The organism is Halomonas huangheensis (assembly GCF_001431725.1).
Classification (GTDB): domain Bacteria; phylum Pseudomonadota; class Gammaproteobacteria; order Pseudomonadales; family Halomonadaceae; genus Halomonas; species Halomonas huangheensis.
This window is the reverse complement of the sequence record NZ_CP013106.1, coordinates 4,281,112-4,298,199: the sequence shown is the minus strand read 5'-3', so window position 1 is coordinate 4,298,199 and position 17,088 is coordinate 4,281,112. Positions and strand designations below refer to the sequence as shown.

Here is a 17,088-nt window from a genome sequence, read left to right as displayed (position 1 = left end):
GTATCGACAACCACAGGGAACACACCGCATATGACGCTGCTCTGGCTGATTCTGATTCCCTTCGTCGGCGGCCTGCTGTGCTGGCAGGGCGAGCGCTTCGGCGAACAGGCGCCGCGCTGGATTGCGCTGGCAACGATGCTGATCGAACTAGTGATTACCCTGGGACTGTGGTTCCACGGCGACTACCATTTGCCGCAGATGGGCACCGCTAGCGAGGGGGTGCGCTGGTCGATGGAATGGCAGGTCACGTGGATTCCGCGCTTCGGCATCAGTGTGCATCTGGCGCTCGATGGTCTGTCGCTGGTACTGATCGCGCTGACCGGCTTCCTCGGCATACTGGCGGTACTCTGCTCGTGGAACGAGATTGTGCGTCGTGTCGGCTTCTTTCATCTCAACCTGCTGTGGATCCTCGGCGGAGTGGTCGGTGTTTTCCTGGCGATCGACCTGTTTCTGTTCTTCTTCTTCTGGGAAATGATGCTGGTGCCGATGTATTTCCTGATCGCGCTGTGGGGCCACAGTGGCTCGGAAGGGCGGACCCGGATCCGCGCGGCGACCAAGTTCTTCATCTATACCCAGGCCAGCGGCCTGCTGATGCTGGTGTCGATTCTTGGCCTGGTGTTTCTGCACCACTCCAACACCGGCGAGTACTCGTTCTCTTATGCAGCGTTGATGGAGACACCGTTATCGGAGAGGGCGGCGATGCTGCTGATGCTCGGCTTCTTCGTCGCATTTGCGGTCAAGCTGCCGGTGGTGCCGCTGCACGGCTGGCTACCCGATGCGCATGCCCAGGCGCCTACCGCGGGTAGCGTCGACCTCGCGGGCATCCTGCTCAAGACTGCTGCCTACGGTATGTTGCGCTTCGCGCTGCCGTTGTTCCCCGAGGCGTCCCAGGCCTTCGCCCCGGTGGCCATGACGCTGGGTCTGGTGGGGATCTTCTACGGGGCGCTATTGGCTTGCGGGCAGCGGGATATCAAGCGTCTGATCGCTTACACCAGCATCTCGCACATGGGCTTTGTATTGATCGGCATCTACGCAGGCACTGAGCTCGCCCTGCAGGGAGTGATGATGCTGATGGTCGCCCACGCCTTCTCGGCGGCTGGGTTGTTCATCCTGAGCGGCCAGCTCTATGAGCGGCTGCATACCCGCGATATGCGCGAGATGGGTGGCTTGTGGGGGCGCATGGGCTGTCTGCCCGGGTTCTCGCTGTGTTTCGTCGCTGCCTCGCTGGGCATGCCCGGAACGGCCAATTTCATCGGCGAATTCATGATCCTGTTCGGCAGCTTCCCCGTCGCTCCCTGGACAGTGGTCATCGCCAGCGGTGGGTTGGTGCTGGCGGCGATCTATTCGCTACTGCTGATGCAATGGGTTCACTTCGGCCCGGCCCGGGATGAGAGGCGCTTTGCCGATCTCGATAAGCGTGAGTTTCTGATGATGTTCTCGCTACTGGGGCTGGTACTGCTGTTTGGGCTCTACCCGCAGCCTCTGCTGGATACCACTGGTGCGGCGATGCTTGAAGTACAGCATCTGTTCGGTGCCGTCGCACAGTCACCCGCGCTGTTGATGGGGGCTCCATGACGCTGACTGCGACGCACCTGCTGGCATTGATGCCGCTGATTCTGGTCTGTTTCACGGCCATCGTGGTGATGCTGGCGATTGCCTGGCGCCGGCATCATACCGCTATCGCCGTAGTCACGGTTGTTGGCCTCAATCTGGCACTCGTTTCGCTGATTGGCGTGTGGTTCATGGCACCGCTGGCCACGCCGATGCTGGTCGTTGATGGCCTGGCGATCTTCGCCGCGGTACTGATCCTGATCGCGGCCCTGGTCTGCGCCACCCTGGGCCATGCCTACCTCGAGTACTACCGTGGACCGCGTGAGGAGTTCTATCTGCTATTGCTGTGCTCCACGGCAGGGGGCATGACGCTTGCCGCCAGCACTCATTCAGCGACGCTGTTTTTCGGTCTCGAGCTGTTATCGATGCCGCTGTATGGGATGCTCGCTTATACCTATCATGAGCGACGCTCGCTCGAAGCCGGTGTCAAGTATCTGGTGTTGTCTGCAGCGGCGACTGCCATGCTGTTGTTCGGCATGGCGCTGCTCTACGCCGAAACCGGCCATCTGGACTTTGCTGGCCTAGCCACGGGGCTGGCTGTCGATGCTGGTGCCTGGGGCCTGGCGGGAGCCGCATTGATGCTGATGGGGCTGGGCTTCAAACTGTCGATCGTACCGTTTCATCTATGGACGCCGGATGTCTACGAGGGCGGCCCGGGACCAGCGTCGACCTTCCTCGCCTCGGCCAGTAAAGTTGCGGTGTTCGTGGTTCTACTGCGTCTGGTCATGGCAGTCCCTGCCTTTCAGGATGCCCTGCTGCATAGCGTGTTGGCGGTATTGGCGATCCTTACCATGTTGATCGGCAACTTGCTGGCACTGACTCAATCAAACCTCAAGCGCCTGCTGGGCTATTCGTCGATTGCCCATTTCGGCTATCTGTTGACCGCGCTGGTGGTCAGCGACGGTCTGGCGCTGGAAGCTACCTGCGTCTACCTGGTGGTCTATATACTGACTACCCTCGCGGCATTTGGCGTGGTGACGTTGATCTCTTCGCCATACCGTGGCGAGGACGCAGCGGCACTGCACCATTATCGCGGGTTGTTCTGGCGGCGGCCCTACCTGACCGCAGTGCTTTCCGTGACCATGCTATCGCTGGCTGGCATTCCCTTCACCGCAGGATTCATCGGCAAGTTCTACATCATTGCTCTGGGGGTCGAGGCCGGACGTTGGTGGCTGGTCGGCGGGATAATCGTAGGCAGTGCCATCGGGCTCTATTACTACCTGCGGGTAATGGTCACTCTGTATCTGGCTGAGCCAGGCATGCAAAAGCGCGATGCGCCTGAAGACTGGGGCGTACGCGCCGGCGGTGTGGTCGTACTGGGTGTGGGGCTGCTGATCATCCTGCTGGGAATCTACCCGACGCCGATGATCGATTGGGTACGGGTCATGGGCGGTGCCATGTTGGGGGCGCCGGGCTGACGTCGCCTTCTGAAATGGAACGCTCTTGTGCTATGGCGGTCTCTGTTTTAGCTTGAGTGCTTGGGTGTGCACGTCGCACATCCTTCGGAAGGACCTGCTGCCTTTGCAACGTATCCTGCTTGCCTGTCTGACGACCCTGCTGTTCTGGGGCATGCTACCGACCACATTCGCGGCCGGAGAAGATGCGTGCACGGCCAGTAAGGCCCCGGCAGCGTTCACGTACGACACCGTCTTCTCGGCAACGGTACTCGCCGACGAAGGGAACGAAAACAACGATGCCTGTACAGGTTGCGTTCACCTTTTCTCGTTGGCCGTTCAGGCAACCGACGCCGCATTGCGCCCTCCGGTGTATGGCGGCCGCTATAGCACGGCCTATTCAATCCGAGCACCACCACAGCACCTCTGACCTCGCCCTTGACGTTCTGGCTTGTGTTCAAGCCGGTATTTTACTGATGCCTTCATGATCGAATGTGGGCACTGCAGAGGCTGCTGTATGAAAACCTTACCCCTATCAAAACTCGACACCGCAGATCACCTGGTGACTCCCCAGCAATTCGACGATATTGATCAGGACTCTCCAGCATTGAGTCTCATGACCGATTTTCGTCAGCACCGCCCCCATGCTGTTGGCGCTGCAGCACCAGCGCTCGGGGTCGCGAGGCTGATGGCAACAGAGGAAGTGGACAGTAAGCTGGTGGTCGACCATCACCGCGAGCTGATTGGGCTTCTGACTCGGGAGCGCCTCTCGGAACAGAGTCTGCTCGTAGCACAGGTAACCATGGGAATTGATCGCGAGAGTCTGACAGCCGCAGATTTGATGCTGCCTCGCAATGCTATGCCGGCACTTGATTACAGGGATCTGGAAAGAGCCACCGTTGCTGATCTTGTGGCTACCTTGCAGGAAGCCGGTGAACCGTATTGCCTGGTGCGGGATCAAGAGCACCAGCAGATCCGTGGGTTGATCTCCATGCGAGAGCTTTCCGAACGCCTGCATCAGCAACTGTCGATCAAGCCCAAGGCTTCGGTACTCAAGGTGCTCAATCAAGCATTGAATTGAAGTTCTCGCCTTGCACCAGAAAAGATAAACGGGCCCGTAACAGGGCCCGTTGTTGTATGCAGCGTTGATCAGCGTTCCCTGAGTGCCTATCTAGCCTGATCGAGAACACTACGCGACCCGGTGGTGATGTCCACGGTTGTGGTCATGTCGGGAATGATCGGGTGCTGCTTACCATCTGGCGGAATGACCCCGCCTGCGGTCGCGTCACCGGTGGAACTGCTTTTCGCGTTCGGGTTGCCACAGGATGGCATCTACACGCAGTTGTGTCGTCGTACTGTTGGGGAGCGGCCAATTGATGACATCGCCGACCTTCAGGCCAATCAAGCCGGCGCCTATCGGGGCCATCACGGAAATGGCATCCTCGACTGAATCCACGGAATGGGGATAGACAAGAGTGCGGATCATCTGCCGGCCTCGCGCCAGGTCGGTAAAGCGAATCTGGCTATTCATACTCACGACGTTGTCCGGAATCAATTCCGGATCCAATACGTTGCCACGCGCCAGTTCCTCTTCCAGCAGTTCGGCAACGGCCAGCTCTTTATCTGTCGCGCTATCGATCAAGCGTTGCAGGCGCTCGGCATCGAGACGGTTGATGTAGATTGGAGGACGCTGCTCCATTTTACTCTCCTCGGAAAGCAATAAGATCCGGATAGGATCTTTAAATGACCAGGCGGCACTTTTATGGTTGCCAATAAAAACAGCCCTCCCGAATAGGAAGGACTGTTCACCATCGGCAGTGTAAGCGATAAGTCACAGGAAGGCGATCACGTCACGCCCTGTTCGATCATGGCATCGGCAACCTTTCTGAAACCGGCAATGTTGGCACCCAGTACCAGATTGTTGGCATCGCCAAATTCTTCTGCGGTGTCAGCGCATTGCTGGTGGATATTGGCCATGATCAGCTTGAGTTTTTCATCGACTTTCTCGAGTGACCATTGCTGCATACTGCTATTTTGTGCCATTTCCAGCTGACTGGTCGCGACGCCACCAGCGTTGGCGGCCTTGCCGGGGCCGTAAGCTACCTTCGCTTCCAGAAAGAGGTCGACTGCTGCCTTGGTGGAGGGCATGTTGGCGCCTTCGCTGATGCAGTGTACACCTTGTGCCAAAAGCACCTTTGCGTCGGTTGCGGTGAGCTCATTCTGGGTGGCGCAGGGGAAGGCAGCATCCGCTGCGATATGCCAGACAGCATGCCCATCCTGCGGGTAATCGCGTGCACCGGTGTAACGGGCATCCGGGTGGTGGTGCAGGTATTCTTCCAGCGAGGTGCGTTGTACCTCCTTGAGGTCCTTGAGGAGGCTCAAGTCAATGCCCTTGGGGTCGTGCAACGTGCCTCTCGAGTCGCTGCAGGTTACGGGAAGCGCGCCCAACTCGTAGAGTTTTTCGATGGTGTAGATCGCTACATTCCCGGCCCCGGATACCAGGCAGGTCTTGCCTTTCAGGTCGTCACCACGGCTGTTGAGCATGTTCTGGGCAAAGTAGACGGCACCATAACCGGTAGCTTCCTTGCGACCGATGGAGCCGCCCCAGTTCAAGCCTTTACCGGTGAGTACACCTTCATAGCGACCCGTGAGGCGCTTGTATTGCCCGAACAGGTAGCCGATCTCTCGGCCGCCGACACCGATATCGCCCGCGGGGACGTCACAGGTCGGGCCGATATGGCGATGCAGCTCAGTCATGAATGCCTGGCAAAAGCGCATGATCTCGTTATCCGACTTGCCCTTGGGGTCAAAGTCGGAGCCGCCTTTGCCACCGCCAATCGGTAGGCTGGTCAGTGCATTCTTGAAAATCTGCTCGAATCCCAGAAATTTTATCGTGCCTGACGTCACACTGGGGTGAAACCGCAGACCACCTTTATACGGGCCGAGGGCGGAGTTGAATTGAATACGATAGCCCTTGTTGACCTGTACCCGCCCAGCATCATCTATCCAGCTGATACGAAAGAGAATCTGTCGCTCAGGTTCGACGATACGTTCGATAATGCTGTGATCATGATAGTGAGGAAAACGTTCGAAGAGCGGGCGCAGGCATTCCAGCACCTCTTCGGCTGCCTGGTAGAACTCTGCCTGGGCAGGGCTGCTGCGCTTTAGACGGGTAAGAGTATCGTGAACGTAGGGCATAAAGGGATATGTACCGTTGCAATGACAAGGAAGTCCTGGCTGGCCAGCCCGTAGAGCCATTTAACTGCCGAGGAATTTTTCTGCATACCCTATGCCGGTTTGGAATAGCGCGAAAAGATCAAGAACCTGGACGAAAGTGGTACCTGGTGACGCTGAAATCACCAAAATAAGTAAAGGTGTTTATACGGTTTTTAAACGTTAAGGGTGAGCAGGTTCCGGCTTCTTCTGACAGTATTTGATTGCCCTGTGAGCACAACAACTCTCTACCAGGGCTGAATGAAGAATACGAAAGCATTGATAGGCAGAAGACTTGTTTCGACTGCCGGTTGATTCCTCGAATTACTCGATCTGCCTCAATAGAGGTTGACGGTTTCGCCGCTTTCATCGATATCGATCCGAGTGGCGGCCGGTGATGTACTGAATCCGGGCATAGTGCGTATATCTCCGGCCAGCGCGTAGACGAACCCGGCCCCGGCGGAGAGACGCACCTCGCGTACCGGCAGTCGCCATCCAGCGGGCGCGCCGAGCCGTGTTGGGTCGGAGGACAGCGATAGATGGGTCTTGGCGATGCATACCGGTAGGCTGCCATATCCCTGGCGCTGCCAGACGTTCAGCCGTTCATGGGCCTGGGGAGCGAAGTCGACGCCCTCGGCACCATAGATACGGGTCGCGATGCGCTCTATCTTGGATGCCAGCGGCAATTCATCAGAGTAGAGGAAGCGGAAGTCCTTCTCGCCTTCGGCTGCTTCTGCCACCGCCTCGGCCAGTGCCTGGGATCCGCCGCCGCCATCTCTCACATGGGTGGAGACCTCGGCACGTACGCTTACTGAAGCCGCTAGATCACGGATCGCTGCGTACTCGCTGGGATGGTCGCCGGGGAAGGCATTGATTGCCACCACCGGATTGAGCCCATGAGCGCGGACATTATCGATCTGCTTGAGCAGATTGGCCCCGCCTTCATAGATCTCCTCCGGATGTTCCGCCAGCAGCGAGGCGGGGAGGGGCTGGCCAGCGACCACCGCGTGGCGGCCACTGTGGTATTTCAGGGCACGTACTGTAACCACTACCACGGCGGCATCTGGTGTCAGGCCGGAAGCGCGGCACTTGATGTTGAAGAAACGCTCGGCGCCCATGTCGGCACCGAAACCCGCCTCGGTGATCAGGAAGTCGCTGGTGCTCAGACCGATATAGTCGGCGATGATCGAGGAGTTTCCATGGGCGATGTTGCCGAAGGGTCCGGCATGGATCAGTGCTGGAGCATGCTCCAGGGTCTGTAGCAGGTTGGGTTTGAGCGCTTCCTTGAGCAGTACGGTCATGGCGCCGGCGGCACCTATCTGCTCGGCAGTGACGGCCTCTCCCTCGCGATCCAACCCCACCACCAGGCGTCCCAGTCGTTGGCGCAGGTCGGCGAGAGAGTCTGCCAGCGCCAGTACTGCCATGACCTCCGAGGCCGCGGTGATCTCGAAGCTCCCCTGACGCGCGACGCCATCACCACGACCTCCAAGGCCCAGTACGATGTGCCTCAGTGCTCGATCGTTGAGGTCGATGACCCTTTGCCAGTAGATCTCACGAGGGTCCAGCTCTGGTGACAGACGATGGTGCAGGTGGTTGTCCACCATTGCTGAGAGCAGGTTGTGGGCCGCACCCACCGCATGGAGATCGCCGGTCAGGTGTAGATTGATGCGTTCCATGGGCAGCACCTGACTGTAGCCGCCGCCGGTGGCACCGCCCTTGAGCCCGAGAGTAGGGCCCATGGAAGGCTGGCGCAGAGCCACGGTAGCGGTATGGCCGAGACGCTGTAGACCCTGTACCAGGCCGATGGCGGTGGTGGTTTTGCCTTCCCCAGGGGGTGTCGGGGTCATCGAGGTTACCACCACGTAGCGCCCTCGAGGGTGACCGTTGAGAGCCTTCATCGCCGACAGGTCGAGTTTGGCGATGCCCCGGCCGTAAGGTTCCACTGCCTCGCCGGGAAGACCGAGCTGGTGCGCGATCTCCTCGATGGGCCAGAGTCTTGCTGCCCGAGCAATACTCAGATTGTCGGTGGCCCCGATTGGGGCCGGTTCGGTCGCCTGGGGTGCCATCGGCGTGCCTCCTTGAGATGGAGTGGGTCTGCAGGCCGGGTCTTCAAGCCGGGTCTTCAAGATCAGTATTGCGCGTCCCCAGACAAGGGTTTGCCTGGTGGCGTCAGCGGCCTTGGGCACAGCGACATGAGAGAAGGTCGATCAAGCGTGGCAGTGGCTTGAGGGATGGGCTATGCCTGGTGGAGACGCTAATGCAGCCGTCGGCACCCATAAGGGGAAGGAGGTGTGATGGCTCCCCCGATACCGGCCAAGGGACACTACGATATCGGCTTCCTGTTGCTGCCGGGATTCTCCCAGCTCGCCTTTTCCTCGGCGCTGGAACCGCTGCGCATGGCTAACCATCTGGCTGAGCGTACGCTCTACACCTGGCATCTCGTGAGTCGCGATGGGGCGGCTGTGGAGGCCAGCAGTGGTCTGGCCACCGCTGTGGATCAGGCGCTGGAGCCGATGCCGGCCCTGGATCTGTTGCTGGTATGCGGAGGCGTTGAGGTACAGAGATATGATGATCGTGGAACCCTGGCGTGGCTCAAACGTCTGGCCGAGCGACGCATCCCCCTCGGGGCGGTATGCACCGGTGGCTATGTCCTGGCTCGCGCGGGGCTGCTCGACGGTTATCGTTGTACCCTGCACTGGGAACACATTTCCAGCCTCCATGAAGCGCAGCGCTTCCCCGCGGTGGCCTTCACCTCGCAACTGTTTGTCATGGATCGCGACCGCTATACCTGTTCGGGAGGCATCGCTCCGCTGGACATGATGCTCAACCTGATTGGCCGTCAGCAGGGGCTGGCGCTGGCCGAGTCGATTGCCGAAGAGTTCATTCACGAGCGCATTCGTGGTGTGGGGGACCGTCAGCGTACTCCGTTACGGGTGCGGTTGGGTCACAGTCATCCCAAGCTGGAGGAGGTGGCCAATCTGATGGAGGCCAATCTGCAGGAACTGCTGGGACTGGATGAACTGGCCAGTTACGCCGGATTGTCGCGACGTCAATTGGAGCGGTTGTTCCAGCGCTATGTCGGCTGTCCACCGCTCAGGTTTTATCTGGAGCTACGCCTGGCCCGAGCACGGCTGCTGCTGTTGCAGACCCATATGCCGATTACCGAGGTGGCCATGGCCTGTGGCTTCATTTCGCCTCCGCACTTCACCAAGTGTTATCACGATTATTTCGGCCGTTCGCCGAGTAGTGAGCGCAAGCGGCGCCACGATCGCCAGGCGGAACTCGTCGAGCCACTAGAGGCAAGTGAGCCCCCGCTCGACGAGACGGGGGAGAGTAAATCGCGTCCGTGCGGCGATTAGCTGCGTGGCCGGGTATTTTCCTCGTCGTAGAGCGCTCGATAGCCCACCGCCGCGACACTGAGTGGATAGTGCTTGCCGAAATATTCCAGCAGCAGAGTGCGCCCTTGTTCGGCATACTCGGTTGGCAGATAACCCAGTGCGATATTGCGCCCCAGCGAGGGGCCATAGGCGATGCTGGTGGTATAGGAGCGACGCCCAAGACTATCCACCGGCACCTCGCCACTTTCCGGGTCGAGCAGGGGCGATTGACCGACGGGGTAGCGCGCCTGGGCCTGGTTATCAAGACTGGCGTCGAGATGTTGCTCCATCACCAGCGTACACAGATATGCTGGCTGACGGTCACGGGCTCGCTGTTCCAGATGGGCGGCCTTGCCATGGAAATCGACGGCCTTGACCCTGGGTCTGGCGAGGCCTGCTTCTACCAGGTTGTAGTCGGTGAGTAGGTCGACATTCTGCAGTCGCAGGCTCTTCTCCAAGCGGCGGCTGTTGGCATAGGTCTCGATGCCTACCGGTGGTACTCCGGCTTCGAACAGCATGTCCCAGAGTGTCAGGCCATAGCTGAAGGGCACGTAAAGCTCCCAGCCTTGTTCTCCCACATAGGAGATGCGGAAGGCCCACACCGGTAGACCGCGTACCCGGATTTCCCGGGCAGTGGCGAAGGGGAAGCGCTCGTCGCTCAGCCCCTCGGGCTCGTCGGCGAGGGCCTGCAATGTACGCCGGGCATTGGGGCCCCACAGGCCCAGTGTGGCCAGGCTATCGGTGCGGTCTTCCAGGTGCCAGCGAGTCAGCCCGAAATCCTCGGCCTGACGAGTGATCCACATCAGGTCACGGTGTCCAGTGTCTCCACCGCAGATGACCCGGTAGGTGTCTGCAGCAAGACGGACGATGGTCAGGTCCGAGTGGACTCCGCCGAAGGCGTCGAGAAAGTGGGTATACACCCCCTTGCCGAGAGGAGTGTCACCGCCCACTCTCGCTACCGACAGGCGTTCCAGCAGAGCCTCGGCATCGTGGCCGGAGATATCGAAGATGGCGAAATGGGATAGATTGATCATTCCTACGTCATCGCTCATCGTCAACTGTTCGGCGTTCGACACGCGCCAGAAGTGACGGGCATCCCACTCCACCGGGCGTTCGGGAACCTGCTCGAGATAGTGTGCCAACCGGGTTTCGTTGCTGGCATAGCCGTGGGCGCGCTCCCAGCCTGCGGCCTCCATGAAATAGCCACCGAGCTCGCTCTCCCGAGACCAGAAGGGGCTGCGTCTCAGGTTGCGCCCGCTTTCGAAAGGCTCGCGAGGGTGCACCGGTGGATCATATATCTTGCGCGCGATTTCCAGGCAGCGGCCATACACGTGATGCGGTGTCTTCTGCACGGGATAGAAGCGGGCAATGTCGATAGCGCAGGGATCCATGGCCGTACGCCCGTCGGTGATCCAGTCGGCGAGTATCTTGCCCATGCCTGGACCATCCTTGACCCACACCGCTTCGCAGCACCACAGACCGCGGGTTTCCGGCGCCTCGCCGATCAGCGAGCCTCCATCCGAGGTGACCGAGAGCAGGCCGTTGAAGGAGTGCTTTTCATCCCAGCCCAGTTCGCCGAGCGCTGGGGTGAGTTCCACCGCCCGCTCGAAGGGTTCGGCGATCTGATCAGCCTCCAGGTCGCGCATCGAAGGGGAAAGCCGGGCCCGATCCCGTGGCAGGATATCGCGGGGGTGAACCAGACGAGGCTGGGTGGTCTCGTAGTAGCCCCATTCCAGCAGCCCGCCTTCGGTGGAGGTGGGGTCGCCGGTATCGCGCATATAGGCGGAATTGCCCTGGTCGCGCATCAACGGATAACCGATCTCCTTGCCGGTGCCGGCGAAAGTGTCGAAGGGACCGAAGAACATCAGCGGGTGTTCCACTGGCATCAGTGGCAGCGCCACCCCGGCCATGGCTGCGGGTAAGGGCCCCCAGATGCCGCAGGCGAGGATTACTATCGGTGTGGCGATATATCCCCTGGCAGTATGGACACCGTGTACCCGACCGGCCTGAACGTCGATGTCCTGTACGGGCGTATCGGCGAAGGCGCGCAGATGACCGCTTTCCAGTGCGTGCTCGATCAGGGCGCCAGCCACTCGCTGCGAACGAGGCACCACCAGGCCAGCGTCGGGGTCCCACATGCCCCCCAGTACCAGTTCACGTTCGATGAGCGGAAAATATTCCACCACCTGGTCAGCATCGATCATGCTGACATTGGTGCCGAAGGCCTTGCCCGAGGCGACCTTGCGCTGGAGTTCGGCGAGACGTGCCTCGTCACCGACACGCGCGATCTCCACGCCGCCGACTCGATGATAGTGCCCCATCGACTCGTAGAAATGGCGACTGTAGGTGGTGGTGTAGCACGCCATGCGGTCGTGCGAGGTCATGAAGCAGAAATCGGAAGCGTGGGCAGTGGAGCCGACGTCGGTGGGAATCGCGGAAGCATCAAGGCCCACCAGGTTGGTCCAGCCTCGCTCGATCAGGTGGTGAGCCACCGAGGCGCCGACAATGCCGCCCAGACCAATGATCACCGCGTCCGCTTGCGAGGGTTGGGTTGCCATGGTCATCCTCCCGGGAGCTGATCTTCTTTCCGCAGGCCGGTCTTCCTATTACCGCAGAATAGGGCAGGGGGAGTGGAACACGCTATCTTGCGGCGACGCTCCCTTACCTCGCGACGACAGGCAGTCAGGAGGCTGTCGCCCACAGCAAAAAGCTCGACGCCCACAGCGAGATGCACTGCGACAGGCCGGTCTAGTGTCGAAATCAAGAGTGGCCGATGGAGGCTGCTCCCCGGCATCGAGATAGTGGAGGAGTCGGTCATGAACCCTGCCATCGAAGATATCCAGCGCCCTCCAGCGGCACCGGAAATCCTGCTGTATCCACGCATCCGCAAGTCGCCGTTCTTCTATGCGTCACGACGCCATGGAGTACGCAAGTACAGCGTCTACAACCATCATTACCATCCGCGTCTCTACACCGATCCGGTGGACGAATACTGGGCTCTGGTACAGGGCGTGACGTTGTGGGATGTAGGGGTGGAGCGCCAGATCGAGATCAGTGGCCCCGATGCCTTCACCTTCACCCAGCGGCTGGTGCCCCGCGATATGCGCCAATGCCAGGTGGGGCAGTGCAAGTACGTGTTCGTGACTGGTCCTGACGGTGGCATTCTCAATGACCCAGTGTTGTTGCGTATCGAGGAGAACCGCTTCTGGTTGTCGCTGGCCGATAGCGACATCCTGCTGTGGTGCCGTGGCCTGGCTCTGCATTCCGGTCTCGATGTCACCATCCAGGAAGTGGATGTGGCGCCGGTTCAGGTACAGGGACCCGCAGCCAAGGCGGTGATGGTCGACCTGTTCGGTGAGGCAGTGCTGGCGATGCCCTACTATCACCTGATGGAGTCTGAGTTGGATGGTATGTCGGTGGTGATCTCGCGCACCGGCTATTCCGGCGAAATCGGCTATGAGATCTATCTGCGCGACGCCAGCCTTCACGGAGAGGCACTCTGGCAGCGGGTCTTCGAGGCCGGGCGTCCTCACAGTATGCAGGTGATCGGCCCTTGCCATATCCGTCGCATTGAAGGCGGTATCCTCGCCTTCGGTTGTGACATCTGGTACGACACCAATCCCTTCGAGGTAGGTATGGGCTACGACTGGATGGTCGACCTGCGCGGTGATGATGACTTCATCGGCCGCAGCGCCCTCGAGAAGATCAAGGCCGAGGGGGTATCCCGCAAACTGGTTGGGGTGGAGATCGATGGTCCCAGTGTCGGCTACTTTACCGACGGCTCGATGATCGATGTCTTTGCGGTATTGACCCCTGATGGCAAACGCATCGGTCAGGTTACGTCGGCGACCCGGTCACCGCGTCAGGAGCGCAACATCGGCTATGCCATGGTGCCGGTGGAATATGCCGAGCTGGGTACGCCGTTGCGCGTCGAGGCCAATACCGGTCCGCAGGATGCGGTGGTGGTGGCCAAACCCTTCCACGACCCGAGCAAGGACATCCCCAAGGCCTGAGCCGGTGGAGGCGACATGAATGACATCAATCGTGCCGCTCTGGCAGCTGCCCTCGAGTCTTCCACTCGGCTGGCGATCCGCTTCGAGTTGTTGCCGATTTCCGGCCTGCGGGAGGCGGCCCGTGAGCTACCCGAGGGTGCCGTGGTGACGGTGACCTGCTCGCCGCGTCACGGTCTTGAGCGGACCCTGGAAGCTGCCGAGTGGCTTGTTGGGTCGGGATTCCGAGTGGTGCCACATCTCGCCGCGCGTCTGGTGCGCAACCATGATCATCTGCAGCGTCTACTCCAACATGTGGCGATGCTGGGTATCGAGGATGTTTTCGTGGTGGGCGGTGATGTACCGCGAGCGGTAGGAGATTATCCCCATGGGCTGGCGCTGTTGGAGGACATGGCCAGACTGGCCTTGCGTCCTGTGCGCATTGGTGTGCCCGCGTATCCCGAAGGCCATCATCATATCGAGCCACCCTGCTTGCAGCATGACCTCGAGGCCAAGGCCACATTCGCCGACTATGCCGTCACTCAACTGTGCTTCGAGGCGCGACCACTGCTGGACTGGCGCGACCGGCAGACGCGCCTCGGTCTGCGGCTGCCGGTATATGCCGGGATACCCGGCGTGATCGAGCGCAAGCGCCTGCTGGGTATTGCTCTCCGCCTGGGAATCGGGTCTTCAGTGAAATCATTGCGACGCCAATCGGGGCGAATGAGCCGCTTGTTCGGCCCCTCCGCCTATCGGCCCGACGCCCTGGTTGATGAGTTGGGGGCGGTATTGGGTGCTTCCGACAGTGGCTTTGCCGGTTTGCATGTCTACACCTTCAATCAAGTGGCCGACACCCGCACCTGGCTGGAAAAGCTGGAAGGCCGGCAACGTACAGCATCCCCAGAGGCAGAGAGCGTGCCCGGCAAATAGGGCCGGGCTCATGTTGTGGGTCGGGTTCATGTTGAGGTGAGCAGACACCGTTACTCTGCGTTGGAATCCTCAGCATCCACCGAGGCCAGAAATTCGGCAACGGCGGCGTTGAAAGCCTCGGGCTGATCGACGTTCACCAGGTGTCCTGCATCAGCCACGATTTCCACCTCTGACCCTTCGACCTGGGCCTGGAACTCTTTCATGGTTTCCGGTCGTGCTTCGTCATACTCCCCGGCAATGAATAGCGTGGGGATATCGATCTCGGATAGCTGCCCGGTACGGTCAAAATCGCGCAGGGTCCCGGTCGAGACGAACTCTGAGGGCCCCCACATATATTCGTAGAGCTCGCCATTGCCGCCTGGGCTATTGGCACATTCGGGAAGTTCATTACGGATGATTGGGCCTCGTGACAGGAATTCTCCCATGAACACATCATTGGCGGCCTGAAATTCTTCGGTCGAATAATCACCGCTTTCAATCGCCGCGTGAACGGCCTGCTGGTCGGTTTCGGGTAAACGAGAGATCAGCGAATTGGCATCTTCCAGCCAACGCTCGGTACCAATAAGGGGACCGATGAAGGTCACGGATTGAACGCCCACAGGATCCGCAGTCAGCAGGTATTCCATGGCAACTGCGCCACCCCAGGAATGACCGGCAAGGTGAATCTCATCGAGGCCAAGCTCCTCTCGGATGGCCTTGACCTCCTCGACAAAGCGCGGCACAACGGCATCGCGCTGCATATCCGCCATGCGATCCGAGTTCCCCGAGCCCAACTGATCGTAGACGATTACAGGGCGGTCTTCGGCGATACCCTGCAATGTGGACGGGTACATGCAGCTGGTGCCGCCGGGGCCGCCGTGGATAAGCAGCAATGGTGTGCCGTCTCCTTCGCCGAAGGTGCGAAAGGCAACTCGGCCCCCCGGTACATCGACAAAACCATCATCGGGAAGCGAAGACTGAGCCTGAGCTGTCGAGATAGCAGCAAGGGCAATTGCGCCAGCCAGGGCAAGTTTGAACAGCACCGAGGGAGTGTGTTTTGTGTGATTGTGGGTAAGAAAAGGTTTCATTGTACGTCCTCTTGTCTTTTTGGGTTTCGGCACACAAGGAGTGGGCCCTTCGACCGACAGTCCGTCTTTATACCGACCGTCTTTATATCGACCACGGGGCTATTTATTGTGAATGCCTGAGTTGTACTGCTGGACTGTGCTGCTGAATTGTACAACTGAATTGTACAGAACGGTCTAGCACACCTATGTCTGTTATCAGACAGTCTGGTGATATTGGAGTAACTCCTGAATGACAGCCACAGGTCAAGTCGATAGCTTGCCGATGCCCTGATGCGCAAGGCGAGCTTATACCGGTGTTGTACCAGTACAACGGCCGCCGTCTCTGAACCAGACAGGCAATGAGACTCCTTCCATGTGGATGATTAGCGGATATTTCCTACGCGGAATCGGGGGCTTGATGAAGTGCCTGGAAGGTACCATCAAATCGCATCGTGCTAGTCTCTTCCAACTCGTGGCTGCCTGAGAATGAACGATAATATTTCGTATTATTAATCAATGGCAGCGCCACTATCCGCTACTAGGTCTTGATCTATTCAGGATATCCGTCATCAGGTCGATTGCACCTGGACATGGCGGATAGTTAGCCTGTTTACTAAGTTTGCATGTGTCAGGTTCAGGAAATGTTTCTGGCTGATGCGGAAAATTAAAGCTGGCTCTCCTGGCGGCTGCTACGGCCATGTTCAGGTTGCCACGATAATGATTAAAGGACCGGTACCAGCAAGCTGAAGCCCGACCCGGTATGGAATCTCCATACCGGAACGGTCACGCCTGGCTGGCAAGCACTGAGGAAATGCTCATGAAATCCGCGCCCCCGAGTGAATCCCGCCGGAGCTTCATCAAGGGTTCACTGATGATGATTCCTGCGGTGAGTGTTGGTAGTGGTGTGTCACTTACTGCGGCGGCGAGCGAGCCTCCCGTCAACCTGAGTGACTATCAACCTGTCTTCTTTGATGACGATGAATGGCATTTCATTCTCGCCGCCTGCGATCGCTTGATTCCCTCAGAAGGAGAGGGGCCTGGTGCACTGGAAACCAATGTGCCGGTGTTCATTGATCGCCAGATGGAAGGAAAATTCGGCCATGCCGCTGACTGGTACATGCAAGGCCCTTTCGATGAGCATGCCTCGCCGCTGTTCGGTTACCAGTCATCGCTGCTGCCACGTGACGTCTATCGTCGAGGTATTGCTGCGACACGTGCATGGTGCCAGCAGCAACACGATGCCGACTTTGCTGCTCTGGATGAAGAGACTCGCGATCAGGTGCTGAGCCTTCTCGAGAAAGGCGACATCCAGTTCGACGATGTGTCCTCCCGGCAGTTCTTTTCCTTTCTGCTGCAGAACACCAGAGAAGGGTATTTTGCTGATCCCATCCACGGCGGTAACAAGCATATGGCGGCCTGGAAGTTCATCGGTTTTCCCGGTGCGCGCGCGTCCTATCTGGAATGGGTCGACCAACACAACAAGGCTTATCCGCTCGGTCCGGTCAGCCTTACCGGGGAGCGAGGATAA

General features: G+C 59.3%; 12 protein-coding genes. 7 read left to right on the top strand and 5 right to left on the bottom strand.

Going from position 1 to position 17,088, the window contains the following annotated elements; genetic code table 11:
• Positions 1–30 precede the first annotated feature (30 nt).
• From nuoM to AR456_RS18460, 3 genes are all read left to right on the top strand, one after another.
• Positions 31–1,575 carry an NADH-quinone oxidoreductase subunit M gene (gene nuoM, locus AR456_RS18475; protein ID WP_021817824.1) on the top strand — a complete coding sequence of 515 codons (1,545 nt, stop codon included), beginning with the start codon at positions 31–33 and terminating at the stop codon, positions 1,573–1,575.
• Positions 1,572–3,029 (top strand): NADH-quinone oxidoreductase subunit NuoN, encoded by a 1,458-nt coding sequence (nuoN, locus tag AR456_RS18470; protein ID WP_021817825.1) that lies wholly within the window; start codon positions 1,572–1,574, stop codon positions 3,027–3,029. Before nuoM ends, nuoN begins: the two co-directional genes overlap by 4 nt.
• A gap of 493 nt (positions 3,030–3,522) precedes the next feature.
• Positions 3,523–4,086: a CBS domain-containing protein gene (locus AR456_RS18460; RefSeq protein ID WP_021817827.1), complete on the top strand. Its 564-nt coding sequence runs from the start codon at positions 3,523–3,525 to the stop codon at positions 4,084–4,086.
• 204 nt (positions 4,087–4,290) lie between these two features.
• Here the strand turns inward: AR456_RS18460 and rnk are convergent, their stop codons facing one another.
• The 3 genes from rnk to AR456_RS18445 all read right to left on the bottom strand — a co-directional run bounded on the left by rnk (position 4,291) and on the right by AR456_RS18445 (position 8,284).
• A complete protein-coding gene (gene rnk / locus AR456_RS18455; RefSeq protein ID WP_021817828.1) occupies positions 4,291–4,704 on the bottom strand; it encodes a nucleoside diphosphate kinase regulator in 414 nt (137 codons plus the stop codon).
• 146 nt (positions 4,705–4,850) lie between these two features.
• Complete coding sequence (gene gdhA, locus AR456_RS18450) at positions 4,851–6,203, bottom strand: NADP-specific glutamate dehydrogenase (RefSeq protein ID WP_021817829.1); 1,353 nt, start codon at positions 6,201–6,203, stop codon at positions 4,851–4,853.
• Between the two features lie 353 nt (positions 6,204–6,556).
• Positions 6,557–8,284 (bottom strand): formate--tetrahydrofolate ligase, encoded by a 1,728-nt coding sequence (locus tag AR456_RS18445; RefSeq protein WP_021817830.1) that lies wholly within the window; start codon positions 8,282–8,284, stop codon positions 6,557–6,559.
• Between the two features lie 228 nt (positions 8,285–8,512).
• On the opposite strand from AR456_RS18445, the gene AR456_RS18440 reads away from it, so the two are divergent.
• The gene (locus AR456_RS18440) at positions 8,513–9,577 is read left to right on the top strand and encodes a GlxA family transcriptional regulator (RefSeq protein ID WP_021817831.1); all 1,065 of its coding nucleotides are present in this window, start codon (positions 8,513–8,515) and stop codon (positions 9,575–9,577) included.
• On the opposite strand, the gene AR456_RS18435 is transcribed toward AR456_RS18440, so the two are convergent.
• Positions 9,574–12,153, bottom strand: coding sequence for a GcvT family protein (locus AR456_RS18435; protein ID WP_021817832.1), 2,580 nt, complete (start codon positions 12,151–12,153; stop codon positions 9,574–9,576). The two genes, AR456_RS18440 and AR456_RS18435, sit on opposite strands and share 4 nt — an antisense overlap.
• 258 nt (positions 12,154–12,411) lie before the next feature.
• Between AR456_RS18435 and AR456_RS18425 the strand changes: the two genes are divergently transcribed.
• Together AR456_RS18425 and AR456_RS18420 are read left to right on the top strand one after the other, a co-directional pair.
• Positions 12,412–13,608: a glycine cleavage T C-terminal barrel domain-containing protein gene (locus AR456_RS18425; protein ID WP_021817834.1), complete on the top strand. Its 1,197-nt coding sequence runs from the start codon at positions 12,412–12,414 to the stop codon at positions 13,606–13,608.
• Positions 13,609–13,623: 15 nt separating this feature from the next.
• Complete coding sequence (locus AR456_RS18420; RefSeq protein ID WP_021817835.1) at positions 13,624–14,514, top strand: methylenetetrahydrofolate reductase; 891 nt, start codon at positions 13,624–13,626, stop codon at positions 14,512–14,514.
• Between the two features lie 50 nt (positions 14,515–14,564).
• Here the strand turns inward: AR456_RS18420 and AR456_RS18415 are convergent, their stop codons facing one another.
• The gene (locus tag AR456_RS18415) at positions 14,565–15,581 is read right to left on the bottom strand and encodes a proline iminopeptidase-family hydrolase (RefSeq protein ID WP_021817836.1); all 1,017 of its coding nucleotides are present in this window, start codon (positions 15,579–15,581) and stop codon (positions 14,565–14,567) included.
• 796 nt (positions 15,582–16,377) lie between these two features.
• Here AR456_RS18415 and AR456_RS18410 point away from each other — a divergent pair.
• Positions 16,378–17,088: a gluconate 2-dehydrogenase subunit 3 family protein gene (locus AR456_RS18410; RefSeq protein WP_021817838.1), complete on the top strand. Its 711-nt coding sequence runs from the start codon at positions 16,378–16,380 to the stop codon at positions 17,086–17,088.